Annotated in this window: 22 protein-coding genes and 1 riboswitch; of the genes, 12 read left to right on the top strand and 10 right to left on the bottom strand. The window is 73.3% G+C overall.

What is annotated here, in order from left to right; translation table 11 throughout:
• On the bottom strand, window positions 1-192 hold the full coding sequence (locus ACWGDX_RS31385; protein WP_453631044.1) for a hypothetical protein: 192 nt from the start codon (window positions 190-192) through the stop codon (window positions 1-3).
• 75 nt (window positions 193-267) lie between these two features.
• The gene (locus ACWGDX_RS31390) at window positions 268-759 is read right to left on the bottom strand and encodes an Asp23/Gls24 family envelope stress response protein (protein ID WP_453631046.1); all 492 of its coding nucleotides are present in this window, start codon (window positions 757-759) and stop codon (window positions 268-270) included.
• Between the two features lie 93 nt (window positions 760-852).
• Between ACWGDX_RS31390 and ACWGDX_RS31395 the strand changes: the two genes are divergently transcribed.
• The 3 genes from ACWGDX_RS31395 (at window position 853) to ACWGDX_RS31405 (ending at window position 3,632) form a co-directional block, all read left to right on the top strand.
• On the top strand, window positions 853-1,596 hold the full coding sequence (locus ACWGDX_RS31395; protein ID WP_453631048.1) for a hypothetical protein: 744 nt from the start codon (window positions 853-855) through the stop codon (window positions 1,594-1,596).
• Window positions 1,597-1,768: 172 nt separating this feature from the next.
• A complete protein-coding gene (locus tag ACWGDX_RS31400) occupies window positions 1,769-2,842 on the top strand; it encodes a Dyp-type peroxidase (RefSeq protein ID WP_453631050.1) in 1,074 nt (357 codons plus the stop codon).
• On the top strand, window positions 2,823-3,632 hold the full coding sequence (locus ACWGDX_RS31405; RefSeq protein ID WP_453631052.1) for a family 1 encapsulin nanocompartment shell protein: 810 nt from the start codon (window positions 2,823-2,825) through the stop codon (window positions 3,630-3,632). The genes ACWGDX_RS31400 and ACWGDX_RS31405 overlap by 20 nt, the downstream gene beginning before the upstream one ends.
• A gap of 26 nt (window positions 3,633-3,658) precedes the next feature.
• Here ACWGDX_RS31405 and ACWGDX_RS31410 read toward each other — a convergent pair whose 3' ends face one another.
• From ACWGDX_RS31410 to ACWGDX_RS31440, 7 genes are all read right to left on the bottom strand, one after another.
• Window positions 3,659-4,462, bottom strand: a complete 804-nt coding sequence (locus ACWGDX_RS31410; RefSeq protein ID WP_453631054.1) for an enoyl-CoA hydratase/isomerase family protein — start codon at window positions 4,460-4,462, stop codon at window positions 3,659-3,661.
• 128 nt (window positions 4,463-4,590) lie between these two features.
• The gene (locus ACWGDX_RS31415; RefSeq protein WP_030753304.1) at window positions 4,591-4,812 is read right to left on the bottom strand and encodes a helix-turn-helix domain-containing protein; all 222 of its coding nucleotides are present in this window, start codon (window positions 4,810-4,812) and stop codon (window positions 4,591-4,593) included.
• A 619-nt stretch (window positions 4,813-5,431) separates the two neighbouring features.
• Window positions 5,432-7,030, bottom strand: coding sequence for an ABC-F family ATP-binding cassette domain-containing protein (locus ACWGDX_RS31420; RefSeq protein WP_453631056.1), 1,599 nt, complete (start codon window positions 7,028-7,030; stop codon window positions 5,432-5,434).
• Window positions 7,031-7,128: 98 nt separating this feature from the next.
• Window positions 7,129-7,896 (bottom strand): hypothetical protein, encoded by a 768-nt coding sequence (locus ACWGDX_RS31425; protein ID WP_453631058.1) that lies wholly within the window; start codon window positions 7,894-7,896, stop codon window positions 7,129-7,131.
• A gap of 443 nt (window positions 7,897-8,339) precedes the next feature.
• The gene (locus tag ACWGDX_RS31430) at window positions 8,340-9,737 is read right to left on the bottom strand and encodes a hypothetical protein (RefSeq protein WP_453631060.1); all 1,398 of its coding nucleotides are present in this window, start codon (window positions 9,735-9,737) and stop codon (window positions 8,340-8,342) included.
• A 133-nt stretch (window positions 9,738-9,870) separates the two neighbouring features.
• Window positions 9,871-10,998 carry an alpha/beta hydrolase gene (locus ACWGDX_RS31435; protein ID WP_453631062.1) on the bottom strand — a complete coding sequence of 376 codons (1,128 nt, stop codon included), beginning with the start codon at window positions 10,996-10,998 and terminating at the stop codon, window positions 9,871-9,873.
• 136 nt (window positions 10,999-11,134) lie between these two features.
• Window positions 11,135-11,797, bottom strand: coding sequence for a class II aldolase/adducin family protein (locus ACWGDX_RS31440; RefSeq protein ID WP_453631064.1), 663 nt, complete (start codon window positions 11,795-11,797; stop codon window positions 11,135-11,137).
• Between the two features lie 173 nt (window positions 11,798-11,970).
• Between ACWGDX_RS31440 and ACWGDX_RS31445 the strand changes: the two genes are divergently transcribed.
• The 7 genes from ACWGDX_RS31445 (at window position 11,971) to ACWGDX_RS31475 (ending at window position 20,727) form a co-directional block, all read left to right on the top strand.
• The gene (locus ACWGDX_RS31445) at window positions 11,971-13,218 is read left to right on the top strand and encodes an anion permease (protein WP_453631066.1); all 1,248 of its coding nucleotides are present in this window, start codon (window positions 11,971-11,973) and stop codon (window positions 13,216-13,218) included.
• A gap of 30 nt (window positions 13,219-13,248) precedes the next feature.
• Window positions 13,249-13,455, top strand: coding sequence for a hypothetical protein (locus tag ACWGDX_RS31450; RefSeq protein ID WP_453631068.1), 207 nt, complete (start codon window positions 13,249-13,251; stop codon window positions 13,453-13,455).
• A 67-nt stretch (window positions 13,456-13,522) separates the two neighbouring features.
• Window positions 13,523-13,664: riboswitch (cobalamin riboswitch) on the top strand.
• Between the two features lie 33 nt (window positions 13,665-13,697).
• Window positions 13,698-14,807, top strand: coding sequence for a cobalamin biosynthesis protein (locus tag ACWGDX_RS31455; protein WP_453631069.1), 1,110 nt, complete (start codon window positions 13,698-13,700; stop codon window positions 14,805-14,807).
• The gene (locus ACWGDX_RS31460; RefSeq protein ID WP_453631071.1) at window positions 14,804-16,447 is read left to right on the top strand and encodes a cobyric acid synthase; all 1,644 of its coding nucleotides are present in this window, start codon (window positions 14,804-14,806) and stop codon (window positions 16,445-16,447) included. The genes ACWGDX_RS31455 and ACWGDX_RS31460 overlap by 4 nt, the downstream gene beginning before the upstream one ends.
• A 67-nt stretch (window positions 16,448-16,514) precedes the next feature.
• Entirely contained in the window at window positions 16,515-18,665 is a 2,151-nt protein-coding gene (locus ACWGDX_RS31465) for a putative cobaltochelatase (protein WP_453631073.1), read from the top strand.
• On the top strand, window positions 18,665-19,264 hold the full coding sequence (gene cobO / locus ACWGDX_RS31470; protein WP_093599561.1) for a cob(I)yrinic acid a,c-diamide adenosyltransferase: 600 nt from the start codon (window positions 18,665-18,667) through the stop codon (window positions 19,262-19,264). The genes ACWGDX_RS31465 and cobO overlap by 1 nt, the downstream gene beginning before the upstream one ends.
• Window positions 19,258-20,727 carry a cobyrinate a,c-diamide synthase gene (locus tag ACWGDX_RS31475; protein WP_453631075.1) on the top strand — a complete coding sequence of 490 codons (1,470 nt, stop codon included), beginning with the start codon at window positions 19,258-19,260 and terminating at the stop codon, window positions 20,725-20,727. The genes cobO and ACWGDX_RS31475 overlap by 7 nt, the downstream gene beginning before the upstream one ends.
• A 49-nt stretch (window positions 20,728-20,776) precedes the next feature.
• Here the strand turns inward: ACWGDX_RS31475 and ACWGDX_RS31480 are convergent, their stop codons facing one another.
• Window positions 20,777-21,691 carry a ZIP family metal transporter gene (locus tag ACWGDX_RS31480; protein ID WP_453631077.1) on the bottom strand — a complete coding sequence of 305 codons (915 nt, stop codon included), beginning with the start codon at window positions 21,689-21,691 and terminating at the stop codon, window positions 20,777-20,779.
• A gap of 75 nt (window positions 21,692-21,766) precedes the next feature.
• On the opposite strand from ACWGDX_RS31480, the gene ACWGDX_RS31485 reads away from it, so the two are divergent.
• Together ACWGDX_RS31485 and cobC are read left to right on the top strand one after the other, a co-directional pair.
• Window positions 21,767-22,195: a cobalamin biosynthesis protein gene (locus ACWGDX_RS31485; protein ID WP_453631079.1), complete on the top strand. Its 429-nt coding sequence runs from the start codon at window positions 21,767-21,769 to the stop codon at window positions 22,193-22,195.
• 215 nt (window positions 22,196-22,410) lie between these two features.
• Window positions 22,411-23,472: an Rv2231c family pyridoxal phosphate-dependent protein CobC gene (gene cobC, locus ACWGDX_RS31490; RefSeq protein ID WP_453631081.1), complete on the top strand. Its 1,062-nt coding sequence runs from the start codon at window positions 22,411-22,413 to the stop codon at window positions 23,470-23,472.
• The last annotated feature ends 119 nt before the right edge of the window (window positions 23,473-23,591 follow it).

Below are 23,591 nucleotides of genomic sequence, written 5' to 3' on the forward strand. Positions count from 1 at the left end.
TCACCGCCGCCGGTCGTCGCGGTCGCGGCTGCGGAAGAAGTCGCCGGGTTCGAGATCGCCGTCGGCGAACCGCCCTGCCACAAAGCCGATCGCCCCCAACGCGGCCACCAGCACAAAGGCACCGAAGCCGCCGAAGTATCCGGCGAAACCGAGCGCCATACCGGCCAACAGGCCGACCATCGCCATGTTCATCGTGCGCTCCTCTTCCGCTGCTCTTCCGCCCCCCGGACCGGTCGCGCCGGTCCCGGCCGTCACCCCGGTCGCGGCCTACTGGACCCGCGCGTCCTGGTCCTCGTCATCTTCCTCGTCGGGCAGCTTGACGTCACTGACCGCGATATTGACCTCGACGACTTCCAGGCCCGTCATCCGCTCGACCGCGGCGATGACGTTCTCCCTCACGGCGGCGGCCACTTGGGTGATCGAGACGCCGTAGTCGACGACGATCTCCAGATCGAGCGCCGTCTGGACCTCGCCCACCTCGGCCTTCACCCCCCGGCTGACGGATCTGGTGGTGCCGGGGACCCGCTCGCGCACCGCGCCGAAGGTACGGGCCATACCGCTGCCCAGGGCGTGCACGCCCAGGACGTCCCGGGCCGCGAGCCCGGCGATCTTCTCCACCACTCCGTCGGCGATGGTGGTACGTCCCCGTGTGGCGGGAGGGCCTCCGCCGCGCTTGGTGACGGACGGCTTCCTCCCGTCGTCGCCCGAGGGTTCCGTGGCAAAAGGCGCTGACTGGTTGCGGGGGGTGCTGTCCGACATCGCCATTCATCCTTTCCGGGCGGCGGGAGACTCCGTTCCTCAGACTAGGTCCGCTTTCCCCGTACCGCGCCACGGATGCGGCAGGCTGGTGGAATGACGACTGCGCACGACTCCGACAGTTGGACGGCCGCGGTACGCCGCCGGCTCGACCTGGGCAGACTGCTTCCGCTGGGCGGCGCCGCCGACGGGACATGGCTGGCGGAACGCGCGGCGGCGGCGGAACTCCGGAGGGCGGCGGCCGCGGTGCCGGGCACCGTGCTGGGCGCGGTGCGGCTCTCCCCCACGGACCCGGGCACGGTGGAGAAGTCCCTCGTACCCCCGCCGCCCAGCGCGCTGCCGCCCGGACAGCTCCGTATCGAGGCGGAGTTCGGCGAGCGGTTCACGGATATGACGGACGCCCCCCTGCCCGTCGTGGCCGACCGGCTGCGCGCGGTGCTGTTCGCCTGCGCGACCAAGCGGCTGGGGCTGCGGATCGCGGAGATCGATCTGCGGGTGACGGCCCTGCTGGACCCGGCGGCGGAACCACCGGCGGGGGCGGTGGGGCGTGTGGGGCCGGTGGAACCGGCCGGGCCGACAGGGCCGTTCGAGCTACGGGCCGCCACCCCGGAGGGTGAACCGGCGCTGACGGCCGCCTCGGTGCCCGGTGTCGCCTGTCTGACCCGGACGCTGGGCAACGCGGTGACCGGCTCTCCCGGGCATGTCCGGATCGAGCTGGCGACGGCGGCGGGGCACCGCCCGCTGGAGGTGGCACGGGTGGTGCGGAAGAGGGTCGCGGCGCACGTGCCGGGCGGTCCCTCGGTGGGGGTGCTGATCACGGCGGTGAACGTGACGCCCTGAGACCTCCGCCCCCGCCCGGCCCCGTACGCCGGATCCCGGCCGGGCCGCTCAGCGCCGGGCGGCCCGGCCACGGGATGCGGTGCCGGTCCCCGCCCAGGACAATGGTGCAGGTCAGACCGGGGTACCGGTCGGCGCGGCGGCCCACGACGAGCGGCGGAGGAGGCAGGCGGCCATGGCCGGTCCCGTCCCGGAGGTGATCCCGCAGCCGGTGCTGAGCCCTCTGACGGGTGCGGCCATCTTCCTGGTGGTGACGGTGGACCCGGGCGGCGAGCCGGTCGTGCGGGAGCTGCTGCCCGATCTGGCGGGGCTCCAGCGCGCGGTCGGTTTCCGGGCGCCCGACGGGCAGTTGAGCGTGGTCACCGGTATCGGCTCACAGGTCTGGGACCGGCTGTTCGGCGGACCGCGCCCGGCGGGGCTGCATCCCTTCCGGGAACTCGTCGGACCGACGGGACACCGCGCGGTGTCCACCCCCGGCGATCTGCTCTTCCATGTCCGGGCGGCGCGGCTCGATCTCTGTTTCGGTCTGGCCGCCCAGATCATGGAGCGGCTGCGCGGCGCCGTGACGGTCCGCGACGAGGTCCATGGTTTCAAGTACTTCGACGTACGCGACCTGCTCGGTTTTGTCGACGGGACGGAGAATCCGGTCGGTCCCGTGGCACGGGCCGCGGTGCTGACCGGTGACGAGGACGCCGGGTTCAGCGGCGGAAGCTATGTGATCGTGCAGAAATACCTGCACGATCTGGACGCCTGGAACGCCCTGCCCGTCGAGGAGCAGGAGCGGGTGATGGGCCGGACGAAACTCTCCGACATCGAGATGGCCGACGACGTCAAACCGGCCGACTCGCATGTCGCGCTGAACACGATCACGGACCCCGACGGCACCGAGCGGAAGATCCTCCGCGACAACATGCCCTTCGGCAGTGTGGGGCGCGGTGAGTTCGGCACGTACTTCATCGGTTACGCCCGTACCCCCGATGTCACCGAGCGGATGCTGGAGAACATGTTCCTCGGCAGTCCGCCGGCCACCCACGACCGGATCCTGGACTTCTCCACCGCCGTGACCGGCACGCTGTTCTTCGCGCCCAGCGCCGACTTCCTCGACGATCCGCCGGACCCGCCCGGAGCGGTGACGGACACGGACACGGAGACCCGCGAAGCCCTGCTCGGCGGCGCACCGAGGGCCGACGGCTCGCTCGGGATCGGCGATCTGAAGAGGAGCATCCCCGATGAAGAACCTGCACCGTGAACTGGCGCCCGTCTCCGATGCCGCGTGGGCGGACCTGGAGGAGGAGGCGCGCCGCACCTTCGAGCGCCATGTGGCCGCCCGCCGGATCGTCGATGTGCCCGAGCCTCTCGGAGTCTCGACGGCGGCGGTCGGCACCGGCCATCTCGACCCCGTCGATCCGCCCGCCGACGGAGTCGTCGCCCACCGGCGCGCGTCACGGCCGCTCGTCGAGCTACGGGTGCCGTTCACGGTCGACCGCCGGCAGGTGGACGATGTCGAGCGCGGCGCGAAGGACGCGGACTGGCAGCCGGTGAAGGACGCCGCCCGGAAGATCGCGTTCGCCGAGGACCGCGCGGTCTTCGAGGGGTACGGGGCGGCGGGCATCGCGGGTATCCGGCAGAGCACGTCCAATCCGGAGCTGACGCTCCCCGCCGAGGTGCGCGACTACCCGGACGCCATCAGCCAGGCCGTGTCCACGCTCCGGCTGGCGGGCGTCGGCGGTCCGTACACCCTCGCCCTCAGCGCCGGCGCGTACACCGCCGTGAACGAGACGTCCGACCACGGCTATCCGATCCACCGGCACATCGACCGGGTGCTGGACGGCGGGATCGTCTGGGCGCCCGCCATCGACGGTGCCTTCCTGCTGTCCACGCGGGGCGGCGACTTCGAGCTGCGTCTCGGCCAGGACGTGTCCATCGGCTATCTGTCCCACGACGACACGAGCGTACGGCTCTACTTCCAGGAGACGCTGACCTTCCTGATGTACACGGGCGAGGCCGCGGTGGCACTCACCGCGACACCGCAGCTGTGACCGCGTGCGAGAACCGGCCGCGCTCGTCAGTCGGCGAGCCCCGCCAGATCGCGCAGCCGTCGGGCCTGCGCCGCGCGCTCGGCCGCGCGCTGGTCCTCGAAGGAGCGGCCGGCCGCGCCCCGGAGCAGCGCCTTGGTCTCGATCACCGCGTCCCTCGGCGCGGCCAGCAGCGCGCCCGCCAGATCCTGGACGGCCGCGTCGAGTTCGTCCACGGGCACCACGAGATTGGCGAGCCCGGTGCGTTCGGCCTCGTCGGCCTGGACGAAGCGGCCCGTGGCGCAGATCTCCAGCGCACGGGCATAGCCCACCAGTCCCACCAGCGGATGGGTGCCGGTGAGATCCGGGACCAGCCCCAGACTCGTCTCGCGCATGGCGAACTGCACGTCCGACGCCACGACCCGGAGATCGCAGGCGAGGGCGAGCTGGAAACCGGCGCCGACGGCATGCCCCTGGACGGCCGCGACCGACACGATGTCGTTGCGGCGCAGCCAGACGAAGCCGTCCTGGTACTCGGCGATGGCCGCGTCGAGGTCCGCGTCGGAACCCCGCGCCAGATCCAGGAAGGACGGCTCCCCGTCGAACCCCTCGGGGGTGAACGCCTGCCGGTCGAGCCCCGCGGAGAAGGACTTGCCCTCACCCCGCAGCACCACGACCCGGGCACTGCCCGGCAGCGACCTGCCGGCTTCCCTCAACGCCCGCCACAGAGCGGGAGACTGGGCGTTGCGCTTGGCCGGGTTGGTCAGGGTCACCGTGGCGATAGCGTCCTCGACGGTGAGCCGTACGCCGTCCTTGTCGAGCACTGTTTCGTGTACTGATTCGAGCGAAGTCATAGGGCGCCTCCGGTTCGGGCAGTCAGGGCATCGAGCCAAGTGACTGCACAGTAACCACCTGGGCGATCGCGTGATCGACCCGGGTGGCCACCGTCCGAACCGGTGACCATGAGGAGCGCGCGCGGGCGTCAGGCCGAAGCGGCCTTCTTGCCTCTCGTCGCTCCGCCACGTCCCCGCAGCGTGACTCCGGACTCGCTGAGCATTCGGTGGACGAATCCGTAGGAACGGCCCGTTTCCTCGGCCAGCGCCCGGATGCTCGCACCGTTGTCGTACTTTTTCTTCAGGTCTGCCGCGAGCTTGTCGCGCGCGGCGCCGGTTACCCGGCTGCCCTTCTTCAGAGTCTCGGCCACCCGTGCCTCCTCATGGGAAGTGCGCTCTGGACTTCTCATGATCACCCCTTACGGGCCTCCTGGCCACCCATTCGGCAAGGTCCGTACGACAAGCTTTGGCAGAGTTCAAGCTTCCAGCGCGACCGGATTCCCCGATTCCGGTCATGGCTGTAGGGGACAAGGGTCGGGGCACCGGTCGAAGTGCCAGGTCAGCGGCGTACTGGCAAGAGCGGCGCGGATAATGTGTCCAACAGCACTCTCCGTCGCGCGGCACGCCGACGGTACGAGACGCACTCACTCAGATGATGGATCACCGCTGAGCCGAATGATCCATACGGAGTGGATCACGGTCGGGGGCGGGTCCCGATCGGGTGCGGACCTGGTGCGGACCGGGGCCGGACCGCCCGTGGAGCACGGCCGCGGGGGCCCGGCGCACCGGCCTGCGGACCGGTCCGCGGACCGCCCATGGATCACTCGCCGGGCACCCCACGGGCCACCCGGCGGTCGGTACGGCGGATCATCCGGCGGCCATGGAAGGGACCACGCACGGGGGCCGCGCGTGACCGTCGCACGACGGGCGCGCGCGGGCAGGCGGGCGGGTGGGCCGGACGCGACGCGGGGGCCGTAGGCCACCAGGCCGTCAGGCGAGCGCGACCAGATCCGCGTAGTCCGCGCCCCAGAGGTCCTCGACCCCGTCGGGCAGCAGGATGATCCGCTCCGGCTCCAGCGCGTGGACCGCGCCCTCGTCGTGGGTGACGAGGATGACCGCGCCCTTGTACGTACGGAGCGCGCCGAGGATCTCCTCGCGGCTGGCCGGGTCCAGGTTGTTCGTCGGTTCGTCGAGCAGCAGCACATTGGCCGAGGAGACGACCAGGGTGGCGAGCGCGAGCCGGGTCTTCTCACCGCCGGAGAGCACACCGGCGGGCTTGTCGACATCGTCACCGGAGAAGAGGAAGGAGCCCAGCGTCTTGCGGACCTCGACCAGATCGAGATCGGGCGCCGACGAGCGCATGTTCTCCAGGACCGAGCGCTCCGGGTCGAGCGTCTCGTGCTCCTGGGCGTAGTAGCCCAGCTTGAGACCGTGGCCCGGGGTCACCTGTCCGGTGTCCGGCTTCTCCACCCCGGCCAGCAGCCGGAGCAGGGTGGTCTTGCCCGCGCCGTTGAGACCGAGGATGACGACCCTGGAGCCCTTGTCGATGGCGAGATCCACATCGGTGAAAATCTCCAGGGAGCCGTACGACTTCGACAGTCCCTCGGCCGTGAGCGGGGTCTTGCCGCAGGGGGCGGGCTCGGGGAAGCGCAGCTTGGCGACCTTGTCGGACTGCCGCACCTCCTCAAGACCGGAGAGCAGCCGCTCGGCCCTGCGGGCCATGTTCTGCGCGGCCACGGTCTTGGTCGCCTTGGCACGCATCTTGTCGGCCTGCGAGTTGAGGGCGGCGGCCTTCTTCTCCGCGTTGGCGCGCTCGCGCTTGCGGCGCTTCTCGTCGGCCTCGCGCTGCTGCTGGTAGAGCTTCCAGCCCATGTTGTACACATCGATCTGGGCGCGGTTGGCGTCCAGATAGAAGACCTTGTTCACCACGGTCTCGACCAGCTCGACATCGTGGGAGATCACGATGAAGCCGCCCCGGTAGGTCTTGAGGTAGTCGCGCAGCCAGACGATCGAGTCCGCGTCGAGGTGGTTCGTGGGCTCGTCGAGCAGCAGGGTGTCGGCGTCCGAGAAGAGGATCCGCGCCAGCTCCACCCGGCGGCGCTGACCGCCGGAGAGGGTGTGCAGGGGCTGGCCGAGCACCCGGTCGGGCAGCCCGAGCGCGGCGGCGATGGTGGCGGCCTCGGCCTCGGCGGCGTATCCGCCCTTGGTGAGGAACTCCGTCTCCAGGCGCTCGTACCTCTTCATCGCCTTCTCACGGGTGGCGCCCTTGCCGTTCGCCATCCGCTCCTCGTTCTCGCGCATCTTCCTCAGCACGGAGTCGAGGTCGCGGGCGGAGAGGACACGGTCGCGCGCGAGGACGTCGAGATCGCCGGTACGGGGGTCCTGCGGCAGATAACCGACTTCCCCGGAGCGGGTGATGGTGCCTGAGGCGGGGATGCCCTCACCCGCGAGGCACTTGGTGAGGGTGGTCTTGCCGGCTCCGTTGCGGCCGACGAGACCGATGCGGTCCCCCCTGGCGATACGGAACGAGGCGGACTCGATGAGGACACGGGCTCCGGCGCGCAGCTCTACGCCGGTTGCGTTGATCACGGAAAGACTCCAGGGCGGTATGGACGGCGGAAGAGGGCAGGCGGAGGCGAGTCTTCGACGCCGGCTAATGCACAAGGAGAAATGCCATGCGGCCCAGTCTAACCGGGCTGCGCGAATGCTTTCCGCTGCCGGGGGCCGGTACCCTCGGCCGGCCGGTGGCCCGGGAGATCGTTGCCGAGCGGGGTGCGGTCGGGCACGATCCTGCCGAGTCCGTCCACGGCCTTCAGCTCCGCGGTCCAGGCGGAGTTCCCCTCACAGGGCTGGGCGACGAGCAGGACCCCGCCCGTACGGACCGAGCGCGCCGGGTCGAAGGCACAGCCGCGTACGGCGGGCAGCACCCAGCGCAGATCGCCGTCGGCGGTGCGGTACGCGGTGATACGGCGCGGGGTGACGACGGCGAGCATCCGGGCCCCGGGGTCGAGGAGTTGGAGCACTCCGGTGCCCCGGCCGGGGGCGGCGGCCAGCCAGTCGGCGAGCCCGGGGAGCGCGCGGTGCCAGCGCACGGCGTGGCCAGTGGCGCTCTCGGTGTCGGTGACCAGGCCGTCGCTCCAGAGGGCGAAGGCGTGGCCGGGCGCCGCGGCGAGCGCGAGCGGGCGGCGGCCGGAGCGCTCATGGACCCAGCGCAGTGCGCCGGAGCGCGGATCGTGTGCCTCGACGCGCGGGCCCGCGGTGCGCAGTACGGGGTCCTGGGCGGCGGGCGGGGCGGGGGCCGGCGGGGTGTGGACGGTGAGCTGGTCGCCGAAGGGGGCGTGCCGGGAGTGATGGGCGGCGGTCACCAGGGGGAGCGCGAACAGGGCCGGGAAGACGGCGAGCGCGAGCCGGGCGGCGCGCCGTGCGCGCCGGTGCCTGGCGGTGGTACGGGTCACGGCGCCCCCGGTCCCGTCTCCGGTCCCGTCTCCGTCTCCGGTCCCGTCTCCGCCCTCGGTGCCGCCGCCTCCGGGTGCGGGCGCGGGGGTCACGGCGGGTGGGGCGGGCGTGGTGTGCGGGGCGGGCGGCGGGACGGTCGGCGCCGCGGTCGTGGACGGAACGGTCACTGTTCCCCCGGTCCCTGTTCGCTCTTCTGTGCCACCGGTCTCGACCGGGCGTGCGCCTCGGTCAGGCGTGAGCGTAATAAGGGACCACGCGGACGGCACCCGGAGCCGCCGCGACACGGCGCACGCGGCCGGGGACATCCCCCGTTCGGCAGCGGACCCGCGCGGACGGCTTCGCGCGCGGGGCCCCGCCGGGTCCGTACCGCCGCCCGTCGCACGTCCACCCCCGCCGTCCACCCCCGGCGGGCGGTCGGCGGGCGGCGGTACGGGCGGACGGGTCAGGAGCCTCCGGTGTGCACCTGGAAGGCGGCCCGGCGCACGGCCTTGGCGAGGGCCGGATCGGGGTGTGCCGCCGCCAGGGCGACCAGGACCTGGACGGTACGGGGATGGCCGACGGCCCGGACCTCGTCCAGCAGCGCGGGCACATTGCCCTGCACGGCCGAGTCGAGATGGCGGACCAGCAGATCGCTCTCCCCGTGGTCGGCGACGGCCGCCGCGGTGTCCACCCAGAGCCAGGTCGACTCCTCGCGGGTGAGGACATCGGCCGCGTCGTCCGGGTCGGCGCCCTCGTACTCCGCCAGCCAGAGCAGGGCGTAGGGGCGCAGCGAGGACTCGCCGGCCGCCGCCCGTACGCCCGCCTCGGCCGGGGCGCCGACGACGCGCAGCGCCTCGAAGGCCAGCCCGCGCAGAAGCGCGTCCTCGCCACGGGCGACGGTGAGAAGTTCGGTGACGGCGCTGCCGACGGTCCGGGCGGCGAGCCAGGCGCGGTACTCGGCGCGGGCCGGTCCCGGGGTGAGTCCGGCACAGCCGCGCAGCATGTGCTGGGCCGACTGTTCGATATTGCCCGCGGGGCTCTGGGCAGCGACGCAGATCTGTTCCAGCTTGACCCAGACCGCCCAGTTGCCGAGCGGGGTGAGGGTGGCCTGGCCCTCCCCCAGGGTCAGCGCGCCGACGGCGGCCAGTCCTTCGAGGGCCCAGTCGAGCAGCGGGGGCAGGAGGCTCTCGTCCGGCGGCTCGGGGGCCGTGCGCTCGGCGGGCGCGGGCTGTGGCCCGTAGGGGACCTCGCAGCGCTCCTCGTGGAGTTCGGCGACGCGCTGCCGCAGCAGATCGAGCAGGGCCGGTACGAGCACGGGCCCGGCCGAGAGCTGGAGCAGGGAGAGCACCTGCGGGACGGCTTCGACGACCTCGGCGACCGTGGAGGCCTCGACGTCCTCGGGGGCCGGGTGCACGAGCGACCAGGCGTCGAAGAGGGCCACCCAGCCACGCTGGACGGCGCTGTCGTCGCGGTCCCAGGCCTGGAGCCGCCAGCCGGGCCGTACGGTGCCGCCGTGCAGCTCGACGAGCCCGGCCAGCCTGGCCCGGTCCCAGCCCGCGCGCACCTGCTCCGGAGCCAGCTCCAGGGCTTCGGCGGCCCGTGCCTGCGCGGACGCGCCGAAGGGGCCCGTGCCGGGACCCCGGTCGACGGCGGCCCAGCGGGCGATCCGTACGGCGTCGGCGAGGACCTCCCTGGCCTGGCGGGCCAGCTCCGCGGGGGGTGGAGTGCCCTCGGGCGGCCGGGGTGCCGGCCGGTTGCGTCCGTCGGTCACGGCCCGTCGGGCCGTGGTCAACGGCCGCGGGCGGACGAGTCGGAGTCTGGAGTTGCGCGCCAATTGCTCATCAGGCTTTCGGGACGTCACGGGAGCAGTCTTCCCGGTGACCGCCCGAAAGCCCAAACGGAACCTGTCGAGTCGGTACCGGAACGCGGACAGGGGCCCGCGCGGACGGGTCCTGGCGAGGGTGCGTACGGGGCGGACGAGGCCTGTTGGACGGCTACATGAGAGGGGTGAGGAAGCGGCGCAGGGCCTCCTCGTAACCGGTCGGATCGGCGTTCCACATCGCGGCGTGCGGAGCGTGCGCGACGGCGTGCAGACCGATCAGTCCCGGGCGCAGGGCGGCGAGTTCGCGGGAGGGGTCCCAGGAGGCGAGGGTGTCGTCGGGGCCGTGGATGATCAGCGTCGGGACATCGAGGTTGCGCGGGTCGGCGGCCTGGAGCAGCCGGCCGCCGTGGAGTCCGGTCCTGCCCTGGGCCGCCCGGACGGCGAGCGGCAGCAGTGCGGTGGGGGTGCGCCGGGCGGTGGCGAGGGCCTTCAGGGTGGCCTCCCAGTCCAGTACGGGCGAGTCGAGCACCAGGCCGGAGATCCGCTCGCTGTGCGCGGAGTTCGCGGCGGCGTGCAGGGCCATCGTGGCGCCGGTGGACCAGCCGTACAGGACGACCCGCTCCGCGCCGTAGCGGACGGCGTAGCGGATCGCCGCGTCGAGGTCGCGCCACTCGGAGTCGCCGAGATGACCGAGGCCGTCCGGGGAGCGGGGGGCGCCGGGGTCGCCCCGGTAGGCGAGATCGAGCACGGCGACCTGGAGTCCCGCCAGCAGTTCCAGGACGTTCAGGGGGTGCTCACGGGTGGTGCCCAGGCCGTGCACGGTGATCACCCAGGTGTCCCGCGCTCCCGGCACGAACCAGGCGGGCAGGAAGCCGAGTTCGCCCGGGATCCGCTCCTCCCGGTGGTCGATGCCGAGCGCGGTGGTGGGGTCGCCGATGTGGACCTGCGGGGTGAGGCGTACCCGCATACCCGGGACGAGGGTGCCGCGGTCGACCCGCTCCAGTCTCCGTACGACGGTGTCGGCGGGGTGCCGCACGCCCTCCAGGACCGGCCCGACGACCGCGTGGAGGTCACGGTTCCCGATCCCGTACACACCGGGGCGCAGGGAGGCGAGACAGCGCGTCAGGGTGATCTGCCCGGCGGCCGTGGCGTGCACGGTGAGCCGGGGGTCGCCGGGCAGGGGCCGCCCCGGCGACGCCTTCAGAGCGGCGTCACCGGCGAGCCGGCCGGCCGCGACCGCGGCCGCGCCGACGCCGATCACGGTGGAGACGGCCGCTGCCGTCGCTGTTGCGGGGCGCACGGTCCCAGTGTCGTCACCCGCGCACGCCCCGGCCACCGGGCGCGGTCCGTCGGGGTCGGGCCGGACCGTCACCGGTCACGGCCGGCGCCGCCGACGCCGACCGCCCCCGGTCACGGCCCGCGACCCTGGCCGATGGTCAGCGCCCCTGGCCGTAGCCCTTCAGCTTCTCCCCGGCCTCCTGGAGCTGGGCGTCGGAGAGCAGCGAGGGCGAGAGGCCCGGCACCGCGCTGGCGGTGAGCCAGAGCCGGGACATCCACTCCAACTGGGCCGTGCGGTCGTAGGCCTGCGCGAGGGTGGCGCCGTAGGTCACCGTGCCATGGTTCTGGAGGAGACAGCCCGTGCGGTCGCGGAGGGCGGTGAGCATGCCCGCGGCCAGTTCGTCCGTCCCGTACAGCGCGTACGGAGCGACCCGGACGGGGCCGCCGAACGCCGCCGCCATGTAGTGGATCACGGGCAGTTCCGGCACGAGCGTGGAGACGGCGGTGGCGTGCACCGCGTGGGTGTGGACGACGGCCGCCGCCGAGGTGTGCCGGTAAACCGAGAGATGGAGCGGCAGCTCACTCGTGGGGGTGAACGCGCCGAGGACCTGCCGGCCGTCCGGATCGACCCCGACGGCATCCTCGGGACCGAGTTGTTCATAGGGAATTCCACTGGGCGTCACCAGGATGATTCCACCGACCCGCACCGAGACATTGCCCGAGGTGCCGACGACGAGCCCCTCGGAGGCCGTTCTGCGGGCGGTGTTCACCAGATCCCGCCAGGCCCGGCCTATCGCGTCCTGTTTCTCCTGATCGGTCATACCGCGATCCTGCCAGGAGCCTCCGGCGGACCGCACACCGTTCTCCCGATCATCCGAACAGAACCACGCGACGTCAGCCTGAGACACCATGAAGACCCGCACAGTTCATCTTCCGTTCACCATGACTCCCTACGTTCACCGAGGCCCCCTACGTCGAACGATTGCCTGGGTAAATGGAACACCTCACACTGCTGCTCGCGATCGTGATCGTGACGGCGCTCGTGTTCGATTTCACGAACGGTTTCCATGACACCGCCAACGCGATGGCGACGACCATCTCGACCGGCGCCCTGAAGCCCAAGACCGCGGTGGCCATGTCCGCCGTGCTGAATCTGGTCGGCGCGTTCCTCTCCGTGGAGGTCGCCAGAACGATCTCCGGCGGGCTCATCAACGAGAACGGCATCCGGACAGAAGTGATCTTCGCGGCGCTCGTCGGCGCCATCCTCTGGAATCTGCTCACCTGGCTCGTCGGTCTCCCGTCGAGCTCCTCCCACGCCCTCTTCGGCGGACTGATCGGCGCCACCCTGATGTCCGTCGGCACCTCCGGGGTCAACGGCGGTGTGGTCATCACCAAGGTGCTGATCCCCGCGCTCGCCGCGCCGGTCGTCGCCGGTCTCGCGGCGCTGCTCGCCACCCGGCTGACGTACCGTATCGGCCGCCGCACGGACGACAGGGCCACCGCCAAGGGCTACCGCGCGGGCCAGATCGCCTCCGCCGGTCTGGTCTCCCTGGCGCACGGCACCAACGACGCGCAGAAGACCATGGGCGTCATCACGCTGGCGCTCGTCACCGGCGGTGTCCTCTCCCCCGGCTCCAACCCCCCGCTGTGGGTGATCGTCTCCGCGGGCACGGCGATCGCGCTCGGTACGTATCTCGGCGGCTGGCGCATCATCCGCACCATGGGCACCGGTCTCACCGATCTCGGGCCGCAGCAGGGCTTCGCCGCCCAGACCAGCGCCGCGACCGTCATTCTCGCCTCCTCGCACCTCGGCTTCTCGCTCTCCACCACCCAGTCCTGCTCCGGCGCCGTGATGGGCGCGGGGCTCGGCCGCAAGGGCGGTGTGGTCCGCTGGTCCACCGCCACCCGGATGTTCGTCGCCTGGGGACTGACCCTGCCCGCCGCGGGTCTGGTCGCGGCCTGCGCGGAGTTCCTGACCGGCCAGGGAAGTTGGGGCGTCTCGGTGGTCGCCGCACTGCTGCTCGCCTTCTCCGGCGCCATCTGGCTCGCCTCGCGCCGCCGCCCGGTCGACCACACCAATGTCACCGACTCCGACGAGGACGAGGCCGGGATCCTGGCCGACGGCGTCACGGCCGTCACCGCGTCGAGCGCGGCCGGTGCCGGTGCCGGGCACGATCTGTCGACCACCATTCCGTCCCCTCCGGGCAGCTCCGGTGAGCCCGCCCGCACCGCCACGGTCTGAACCCCCCACGGTCCAAGGAAGAGCGAACGTATGAAAATCGACTGGGCAGCGCTCGGCGCCGTCTTCGGGGTCAGTCTTGTGGCGACCGTCGCCCTCGTGGGCCTGTTCACCCTGGGCGTCGTGGGTCTCGCCAAGCGGGAGCCGGGCGCCATGGCTCTGGCGCGCACGGGCGCGTACGCCTGCTTCGCCCTGTGCGCCGGAGCCGTGGGGTACGGGATCTGGCTGATCGTCGCGTGACCCGGGTCCACCCGCCGATGTGGGGCTTCGCACAGTGTCCCGTCGCAGGTCAGCGATGAGTTGACGGCTGTTCGCGGGGCGTGGTGGACTGCCGGGGCCATTTACGGCGGCAGAAGAGGAAGCCGGTGCGAGTCCGGCGCGGTCCCGCCACTGTCACCGGGAGTCCTCTCCCGGGAGCCAGGAACTCTCGCCGCCGCACCACGTCGAGCCGGGGCGCGGACCCTGAGTGAGGACATTTCGCCATGCCTGGCTGCGGTTCTGCCGTCGTGCGCGGCGGCGGTTCGGCCGCCGCCGAGCGGGTCTTCGCCTACGGCGCGGCCCTGGGGCTGCTGGGCGACCAGGTGTTCGCCGATCCGCGCCGGGGCCATCCGGTGGCCGCGTTCGGCCGGGCGGCGGGGGCCGTCGAGCGGATGCTCTGGCACGACCACCGCGGCTGGGGCACGCTGCACACCCTGGTGTGCGCCGGAGGCGCCGCCGGGCTCGCGATCGTCGCCGCCCGGAATACGGAGACCGTACGGGCCACGCGGGGCGCCGAGACCGTACGGGCCACGCGGGGCACGCGGGCCGTACGGAGCAGCCGTGCCGGACGGCGCGCCGCGTCCGTCGCGCTGACCGCCCTGGCCACCTGGTCCGTCGTCGGCGGCACTTCGCTCGGCCGGGAGGCACGCGCCATCGGCGCGGCGCTCACCGCCGGGGACATCGAGCTGGCCAGGGAGCGGCTGCCGCGGCTGTGCGGGCGCGATCCGCAGGCACTGGACGGACAGCAACTCGCCCGCGCCGTCGTGGAATCCGTCGCCGAGAACACCTCCGACGCCGTCGTGGGCGCGCTGGTGTGGGGGGCGATCGCGGGGGTGCCGGGGCTGGTCGGATTCCGGGCCGTGAACACACTGGACGCGATGGTGGGCCACCGGTCCCCCCGGTACCGCCGGTTCGGCTGGGCGTCGGCCCGGCTCGACGATCTGGCCGGCTGGCCGGGGGCCCGGCTGACCGCCGCGCTGGCCGTCGCGGCGGGCGGCGATCCGCGCGCGGCCCTGCGGGCGGTACGGCAGGACGCGCGGAAGCATCCGAGCCCCAACGCGGGCCCGGTGGAGGCGTCGTTCGCGGGCGCGCTGGGCGTACGGCTCGGCGGGACGCTCGCGTACGGCGGACGGGTGGAGCACCGGCCCGTACTGAACGGCGAGGGGCGGCCCGTGGAGACAGCCGACATCGAGCGGGCCGTGCGCCTGTCGCGCCGGGTGAGCGGATACGCCCTCGCGGTCTGTGTCGCCGGCCGGTTCGCGTACGGCGCGATACGCCGCCGTGCCACGGACACGCGCCGCCGTACGGCGGCCACGGGAAAGGGACGTGGATGAGCCGGGGCGGGCGCGGCGGGGGCCTTCTGGTGGCCGGGACCACCTCGGACGCGGGCAAGAGCGTCGTCACGGCGGGGATCTGCCGGTGGCTGGTGCGCCGGGGGGTGAAGGTCGCGCCCTTCAAGGGGCAGAACATGTCGCTGAATTCGTTCGTGACACGCGAGGGCGCGGAGATCGGACGGGCGCAGGCGATGCAGGCCCAGGCGGCCCGGGTGGAGCCGACCGCGCTGATGAACCCCGTCCTGCTGAAGCCCGGCGGTGACCGCAGCAGCCAAGTGGTGCTGATGGGACGGCCGGTGGGTGAGCTGAGTGCCAGGGGCTTCTTCGGCAGCGCCGAGGGGACCGCGCCGGGGAACCCGGCCACGGGGAACACTCTCGCGGGGAACTCGTCTTCGGGCGGGGCGGCTTCGGGGAAGGCGCTGCGCGGTGGACGGCGGGAGGCGCTGCTCGGGCCCGTCCTGGAGTGCCTGGAGGAGCTGCGCTCCACCTATGACGCCGTGATCTGCGAGGGCGCGGGCAGCCCCGCCGAGATCAATCTGCGCCGTACCGACATCGTGAACATGGGGATCGCGCGGGCCGCGCGGCTGCCGGTGGTGGTGGTCGGAGACATCGACCGGGGCGGGGTCTTCGCCTCGTTCTTCGGTACGACCGCGCTGCTGGCCCCGGAGGACCAGGAGCTGGTCGCGGGGTATCTCGTCAACAAGTTCCGGGGCGATGTGTCCCTGCTGGAGCCCGGTCTCGACATGCTGCGCGGGCTGACCGGCCGGGCGACGCTCGGGGTGCTGCCCTGGCGGCACGGTCTGGGCATCGACGAGGAGGACGGACTGCGTATCTCGCTGCGCGGCGCCGTGCGCGAGTCCCTGGTGGCTCCCCCGTACGGCGAGGAGGTGCTGCGGGTCGCGGTCTGCGCCGTACCCCTGATGTCCAACTTCACCGATGTGGACGCGCTCGCGGCAGAACCGGGTGTCGTCGTGCGGTTCGTGGACCGCCCCGAGGAACTGGCCGACGCCGATCTCGTGGTGGTGCCCGGCACCCGGGGCACGGTGAGGGCGCTGGCGTGGCTGCGGGAGCGCGGGCTCGCCGACGCGCTCGCGCGGCGGGCCGCCGAGGGGCGTCCGGTGCTGGGCATCTGCGGCGGCTATCAGATCCTCGGCGAGCACATCGACGACGAGGTGGAGTCACGGGCGGGCGCCGTGGCCGGACTGGGGCTGCTGCCCGTACGGGTGCGGTTCGCCCGTGAGAAGACCTTGGCCAGACCGTCCGGGACGGCCCTCGGCGCGGCGGTGGAGGGGTACGAGATCCATCACGGGGTCGCCGAGGTGCGGGGCGGGGACGCCTTTGTCTCCGGCCCGGACGGACGGGCGCTGGACGGCTGCCGGATGGGCGCGGTCCAGGGCACGCACTGGCACGGGGCGCTGGAGAGCGACACGTTCCGGCGGCGCTTCCTGGCGGAGGTGGCACGGGCGGCGGGCCGGCGTTTCGTCCCCGCGCCCGACACGAGCTTCGGCGCGCTGCGCGAGGAACAGCTCGACCTTCTCGGTGACCTCATCGAGGAGCACGCGGACACGGACGCGCTGCTGCGGCTGATCGAGGAGGGGGCGCCGCCGGGGCTGCCCTTCATTCCTCCCGGGGCACCGTGACCGCCGACGCCCTGGAGGGCGCCACAGCCGCGTTCGCAAGCGTCGTACTCGAAGGAGCGATCAGCATATGAGCACCCCTTATCCGTTCACCGCCATCGTGGGGATGGACGATCTGCGGCTGGGCCTGCTGCTCAACGCGGTCAGTCCGGCGGTCGGCGGAGTCCTCGTACGCGGGGAGAAGGGCACGGCGAAGTCCACGGCCGTACGGGCCCTGTCGGCTCTGCTGCCCGAGCTGGCGGTGGTCGCCGGGTGCCGGTTCGGCTGCGATCCCGCCGCGCCCGATCCGCACTGCCCGGACGGACCGCACGGGAGCGGGCCGGGTGTCTCCAGGCCCCCGCGTATGGTCGAGCTGCCCGTCGGCGCCTCCGAGGACCGGCTCGTCGGGGCGCTGGACATCGAACGGGCGCTGTCGGAGGGCGTGAAGGCCTTCGAGCCGGGGCTGCTCGCGGACGCGCACCGAGGGGTGCTCTATGTCGACGAGGTCAATCTCCTCCATGACCATCTCGTCGACCTGCTGCTGGACGCCGCCGCGATGGGTGCCTCGTACGTGGAGCGCGAGGGCGTCTCCGTACGGCACGCCGCGCGCTTTCTGCTCGTCGGGACGATGAACCCCGAGGAGGGCGAGCTGCGGCCGCAGCTGCTCGACCGCTTCGGACTCACCGTGGAGGTCGCGGCCTCGCGGGAGCCGGAGCAGCGGGTCGAGGTCGTACGGCGGCGGCTCGCGTACGACGACGACCCCGCCGCCTTCGCCGCGCGCTGGGCCGACGAGGAGAGCGCGCTGCGGGAACGGATCGTCGCGGCCCGCGCGCTGCTGCCCGAGGTACGGCTCGGGGACGCCGCACTGCTCCAGATCGCCGCGACCTGCGCCGCGTTCGAGGTGGACGGGATGCGCGCGGACATCGTGATGGCGAGGACCGCGACGGCGCTGGCCGCGTGGGCCGGGCGGACGGACGTACGTCCCGAGGACGTACGCCGGGCCGCGCTGCTCGCGCTGCCGCACCGGCGGCGCCGCAATCCCTTCGACGCGCCGGGGCTCGACGAGGACAGGCTCGACGACACGCTGGAGCGGTTCAAGGGCGAGGACGACAACGGCGGGGACAGCGGGAACGACGGGGGCGACGGGGGCGAGGACCCGGACGACGACCCCGACGGCGGCGGTTCCGGTGGCCCGGACGGACCCGGGGGCGGTGGCATCCCGCCACAGGGCGGTCCCGAAGTGTCCGACACACCGCGGGAGTCCGCGGCGGGACGGGACGACACGCCCGCGGAGCCGGAGCCCGAGCCGACGACGGAGCCCCAGCGTGCGGACGCGAAGGGGGACGGCGGGGCTGGTGCGGGTGCCGGGTCCGGGTCCGGGGAGCAGTCCGCCGTACGGGCCGCCGAGCCGTTCCGTACGAAGACACTGAGCGTCCCCGGACTGGGCGAGGGCGCCGCCGGGCGCCGCTCCCGGGCCCGTACCGAACACGGCAGGACGACGGGATCCCGCAGGCCCCGGGGCGCGCTGACCAAGCTGCATCTCGCGGCGACCGTACAGGCCGCTGCCCCGCACCAGCGGGCGCGCGGGCGCGGCGGCCCCGGGCTGGTGGTCCGCAAGGACGATCTGCGGCAGGCGACGCGGGAGGGGCGCGAGGGGAATCTCGTGCTGTTCGTGGTCGACGCGTCCGGATCGATGGCGGCCAGGGCGCGGATGGGCGCGGTGAAGGGCGCGGTGCTCTCGCTGCTGCTGGACGCGTATCAGCGGCGCGACAAGGTCGGGCTGGTCACCTTCCGGGGCAGGACGGCCGAGGTGGCGCTGCCGCCGACCTCGTCGGTGGACGCGGCGGCGGCCCGGCTGGAGTCGCTGCCGACGGGCGGGCGCACCCCGCTCGCCGCCGGGCTGCTCAAGGCCCATGACGTGCTGCGGGTGGAGCGGATGCGCGATCCCGCGCGCCGTCCGCTGCTGCTGGTGGTGACGGACGGGCGCGCGACGGGCGGCCCCGATCCGGTGGCGCTGGCGGCGCGCGCGGCCCGGCTGCACGCCTCGGAGGGCACGGCCTCGGTGGTCGTGGACTGCGAGTCGGGGCCGGTACGGCTCGGGCTGGCCGGTTCGCTCGCCTCGGCGCTCGCGGGCACGGCCATCACACTCGACGAACTGCGGGCCGACAGCATCGCCGGTCTGGTCAGGGACGTACAGCGGATCAGCAGCAGCAACAACGGACGCTCCAGGAAGGCCGCGTAATGCCGCAGGGACAGCCGGAGACCGTGCCGGACGACGGTCTGACCACCCGCCAGCGCCGTAACCGTCCGCTCGTGCTGGTGCATACGGGCACCGGCAAGGGCAAGTCGACGGCGGCGTTCGGACTCGCGCTGCGCGCGTGGACCCAGGGGTGGCCGATCGGGGTGTTCCAGTTCGTGAAGTCCGCGAAGTGGCGGGTCGGCGAGGAGCGGGCGCTGACGGTGCTGGGGGCGAGCGGCGAGGGCGGTTCCGTCGTCTGGCACAAGATGGGCGAGGGCTGGTCCTGGGTGCAGCGCGACAGCCAGCTCTCCAACGAGGAGGCGGCGCGCGAGGGCTGGGAGCAGGTCAAGCGCGATCTCGCGGCCGAGACGCACAAGCTCTACGTCCTGGACGAGTTCGCCTATCCGCTGCACTGGGGCTGGGTGGACACGGACGAGGTGATCGAGGTGCTGCGCGACCGTCCAGGGACCCAGCATGTGGTGATCACCGGGCGCAACGCCCCGGAGAAGCTGCTGGACTTCGCGGATCTGGTCACCGAGATGACCAAGGTCAAGCACCCGATGGACGCGGGCCAGAAGGGCCAGCGGGGCATCGAGTGGTGAACGTCCCGCGTCTGGTCGTCGCCGCGCCCGCCTCCGGCAGCGGCAAGACCACCGTCGCGACGGGACTGATGGCGGCCTTCTCGGAGCGCGGTCTCGCCGTGTCCCCGCACAAGGTGGGGCCCGACTACATCGATCCGGGGTATCACGCGCTGGCGGTGTCCGGTGACGGCCGGGCCCGTCCGGGCCGCAACCTCGACGCGTACATGTGCGGCACCGGGCTGATCGGGCCGCTGTTCGCGCATGGCGCGGCGGGCTGCGACCTGGCGCTCGTCGAGGGTGTGATGGGGCTGTACGACGGCGCGTCCGGCCGGGGGGAACTGGCCTCCACCGCGCAGGTGTCGAAGCTGCTGCGGGCTCCGGTGGTGCTGGTGGTGGACGCCTCGTCGCAGTCCCGTTCGGTGGCGGCGCTGGTGCACGGCTTCGCCTCCTGGGACCCGGAGGTACGGATAGGCGGGGTGATCCTCAACAAGGTCGCCACGGACCGGCACGAACAGCTGCTGCGCGACGCGCTGGACGAGTCGGGTGTGCCGGTGATGGGGGTGCTGCGCCGCACGGAACAGGTCGGTACGCCCTCGCGCCATCTGGGTCTGGTGCCGGTCGCCGAGCGGCGCGCGGAGGCGCTGGCGGCGATGCGGGAGCTGGCCGGGCGGGTACGGGCGGGATGTGATCTGGAGGCGCTGCTGGCGCTCGCGCGCAGTGCGCCGCCGCTGGCCACGACGGCGTGGGAGGCGGGGGCGGGGTGGGACGGGCCGCGCGATACGGCCGGGAGGACCGCGGGGGCCGAGGGGGCCGCAGGGGCCGGGGCGGTGGCTCCGGTCGCTTCGGTCACACCAGTCGCTTCGGTCGCTTCGGCGGGGCGCGGGCGGCCGGTGATCGCCATGGCCGGCGGGTCGGCGTTCACCTTCTCGTACGCGGAGCACACCGAGCTGCTGACGGCCGCGGGTGCGGACGTCGTACCGTTCGACCCGCTGCGTGACGAGCGGCTCCCCGAAGGGACCCGGGGGCTGGTGATCGGGGGCGGCTTCCCCGAGGTGTACGCGCCGGAGCTGTCCGCGAACGAGCCGCTGCGCGAGGCCGTCGCGGAGCTGGCGTTCTCCGGTGCGCCGGTGGCCGCGGAGTGCGCCGGGCTGCTGTATCTGGCGCGCTCCCTGGACGGACGGCCGATGTGCGGCGTGCTGGACGCCGACGCGCGGATGTCGGGGCGGCTGACACTGGGGTACCGCGAGGCGGTGGCGGTCGGCGACAGCGCGCTGGCGCGGGCCGGAACCCGGGTGCGGGGGCACGAGTTCCACCGGACGGTGCTGGAGCCGGGCGCCGGGAACGCCCCCGCCTGGGGCGTGGTGCACCCGGAACGGCGGGTGGAGGGTTTCGTCCTGCGGGGTGTGCACGCGAGTTATCTGCATACGCACTGGGCGGCGGTGCCGGAGATGGCGCGGCGGTTCGTGGAGCGGTGCTCGGCGTGAGCGGGTCGCGGGGCCGTGTCCGGGCCCGTGGCTCCCATGCTCCCGTGACTCAGGCGGCGAGACCGACCACCAGCCAGATGAAGGCCACCCCCAAAACCGTGCAGAGCAGCGTGGAGCGGGCCGGGTGCTCGTGATGCGCCTCGGGCAGGATCTCGGCCGCCGCCAGATAGAGCAGGCCGCCGCCGAAGAACCCGAGATAGCTGGCGAGCGCCTCCTCGGGGAGCGTGAACAGCAGGGTGGACGCGGCGCCCAGCACCGGCGCGATCGCGTCCGCGACCAGCATCCCGATCGCCCTGCGCCGGTCGTTCCCGTACAGGCTGGTGAGTGTGTACGTGTTGAAGCCGTCGGCGAAGTCATGGGCGATGACGGCGAGGGCGACGGCGGCGCCCATCGCCTCGCCCACCTGGAAGGCCGCGCCGAGGGCGATACCGTCCATCACGCTGTGGCCCACCATGGCCGCCGCGGCGGTCAGCCCGACCTCGGGCGCCCGGCCGTTCGTCCCGAGGTCGGCGGCCCCGTGGCCCGCGTCAGGACCAGGACCCGCACCGGGACCACCGGCGGGAGCCTCGCCGGGACCGCCGCCAGGGCCGCCGCCGCCCGAGCCACCAGGGCCGCCGCCCGGTCCGCCGCCACGGCCGCCGCGGCCCGAGCCGGGCGCGACGGACTCACGGGGGACGGGATCGCGCGGGGCGCCGCCGTGGGAGGCCTGACGGACCGCGAGCAAACGTTCCACCAGATGGGCTACGAGAAAGCCCCCGACGAAGAGCAGCAGCGCCTGCGGTACGCCGAAGATCTCATGGCCCGCCGCGCGCATCGCCTCCGGCAGCAGATCCAGACCGACGACACCGAGCATCAGCCCACCGGCCAGGCCCAGTACGAGATGGCGGCGGTCGGTGACGCGTTGCGCCGTCCAGCCGCCGAACAGCGTCATGAGGAACGCGCCGAGCGCGACGAACACGGCCATGCGCCCCTGCATAGCGGATCGGACGCCCGACTCGCACATCCGCGCTCCACGGCGCGGCCGGATCCGGAGCTGGTCGTGGGGGTGGGCGCGAGCCGGGGCGCCACCGTCGGGGAAGTGCTCGGCCTGATCGCGGACACGCTGCGGGACGCCGGGCTCGCGCCGCGCTCGGTGGTGGAACTGGCGACCGTCGACACCAAGGCGGACGCCCCCGCGATCGCCGGGGCCGCGGCGCGGCTGGGTGTGCCCGTACGGGGGTACGCGGCCGGTCTGCTGGCCGCGATCGCCGTACCGAATCCGTCCGGTGCGCCGCTGGCCGCCGCAGGGACCGCGTCCGTCGCGGAGGCCGCCGCGCTGGCGGGCGGAGGTGCGCTTCTCGTGCCGAAACGGAAGTCGGCCCCCGAGGGCCGGCCGGCCGCGGTCACCTGCGCGGTGGCGTACAGGGGCCGGGACGGAGTGGAACCGGCGGGAGCGGAGATGATGTCGACGACGGAGACCTGTCGGTGACGTTGACGGCGGCGGCCGGTTGGCGGTACAGATCAGCGGCCACGCGCTACAGCGCGCCGCGCCATGACGCCCCCGTATCCCGGTGGCATTCGGAAGGAGCCCGGTGACCCGCGTCGACCAGTCCAGCGAGAGCGTGGCACCCCACGCGCGGGGTCCGTACCCGCACCGGCCCCGCCGGGCCCGTATACCGGTCCGCCATCGACCGATTGGCCCTCATGTCTACGCGCGGTGATCTTCATGATCTGCGCCATCACGGCGACGCCGAGATGCGGGACGGCGCGGAGGGACTGATCGATCTCGCGGTCAATGTCCGTACGGGTACTCCCCCGGAGTGGCTGCGCGCCCGTATCGCCGACTCGCTGACCGGGCTCGCGGCGTACCCGGACGGACGGGCGGCGCGCGCGGCGGTGGCGGCGCGGCACGGGCTGCCGGTGGAGCGGGTGCTGCTGACGGCGGGCGCGGCGGAGGCGTTCGTACTGCTCGCCCGTGCCCTGCCGGTACGCCGGCCGGTGATCGTCCATCCGCAGTTCACCGAGCCGGAATCGGCGCTGCGGGACGCGGGGCACACCGTGGGGCGGGTGCTGCTCAGCGCGTCGGACGGCTTCCGGCTCGATCCCGGGGCGGTGCCCGAGGACGCGGATCTGGTCGTCATCGGCAATCCCACGAATCCGACCTCCGTGCTCCATCCCGCCGGGGCCGTCGCGAAGCTGGCGCGCCCCGGGCGGACGCTGGTGGTGGACGAGGCGTTCATGGACGCGGTGCCGGGTGAGCCGGAGGCGCTGGCGGGGCGTACGGATGTGCCGGGGCTGGTGGTGCTGCGCAGCCTCACCAAGACCTGGGGGCTCGCGGGGCTGCGGATCGGTTATGTACTGGCCGAGCCGGGGACGGTGGCCGCGCTGGAGCGGGCGCAGCCGCTGTGGCCGGTCTCGACACCCGCGCTGGCGGCGGCGGAGGCGTGCATGTCGCCCGCCGCGCTGGCGGAGGCGGAGAGCGCGGCGTGCCGGACGGCGGTGGAGCGCGCCCATCTGCTGGCGGGGCTCGCGGAGTTCGAGGAGGTACGGACCGTCGAGGCGGCGCAGGGCCCGTTCGTCCTGGTCCATATGGCCCACGCGAACGCGGTACGCGCCCGGCTGCGCACCCTGGGCTTCGCGGCCCGCCGAGGCGATACGTTCCCGGGCCTCGACGCCGAATGGCTACGCCTGGCGGTCCGCGACCGCACCACGACGAACCGCTTCCTCCTGGCCCTGGACCAGGCGTTGACGGCGGTGGGCGGCTGACGGGGGTGGGCGGCTGACGGCGTACGGCCCGTGGCGTCGCCCGGCCGGCGGGACCACCGGCCGGGCGACGCGTGGCCGCGCCGTACGCGGCGGCGTCAGCGCTACGCGCGGGTGCTCGT

Source organism: Streptomyces sp. NPDC055025 (assembly GCF_053608565.1).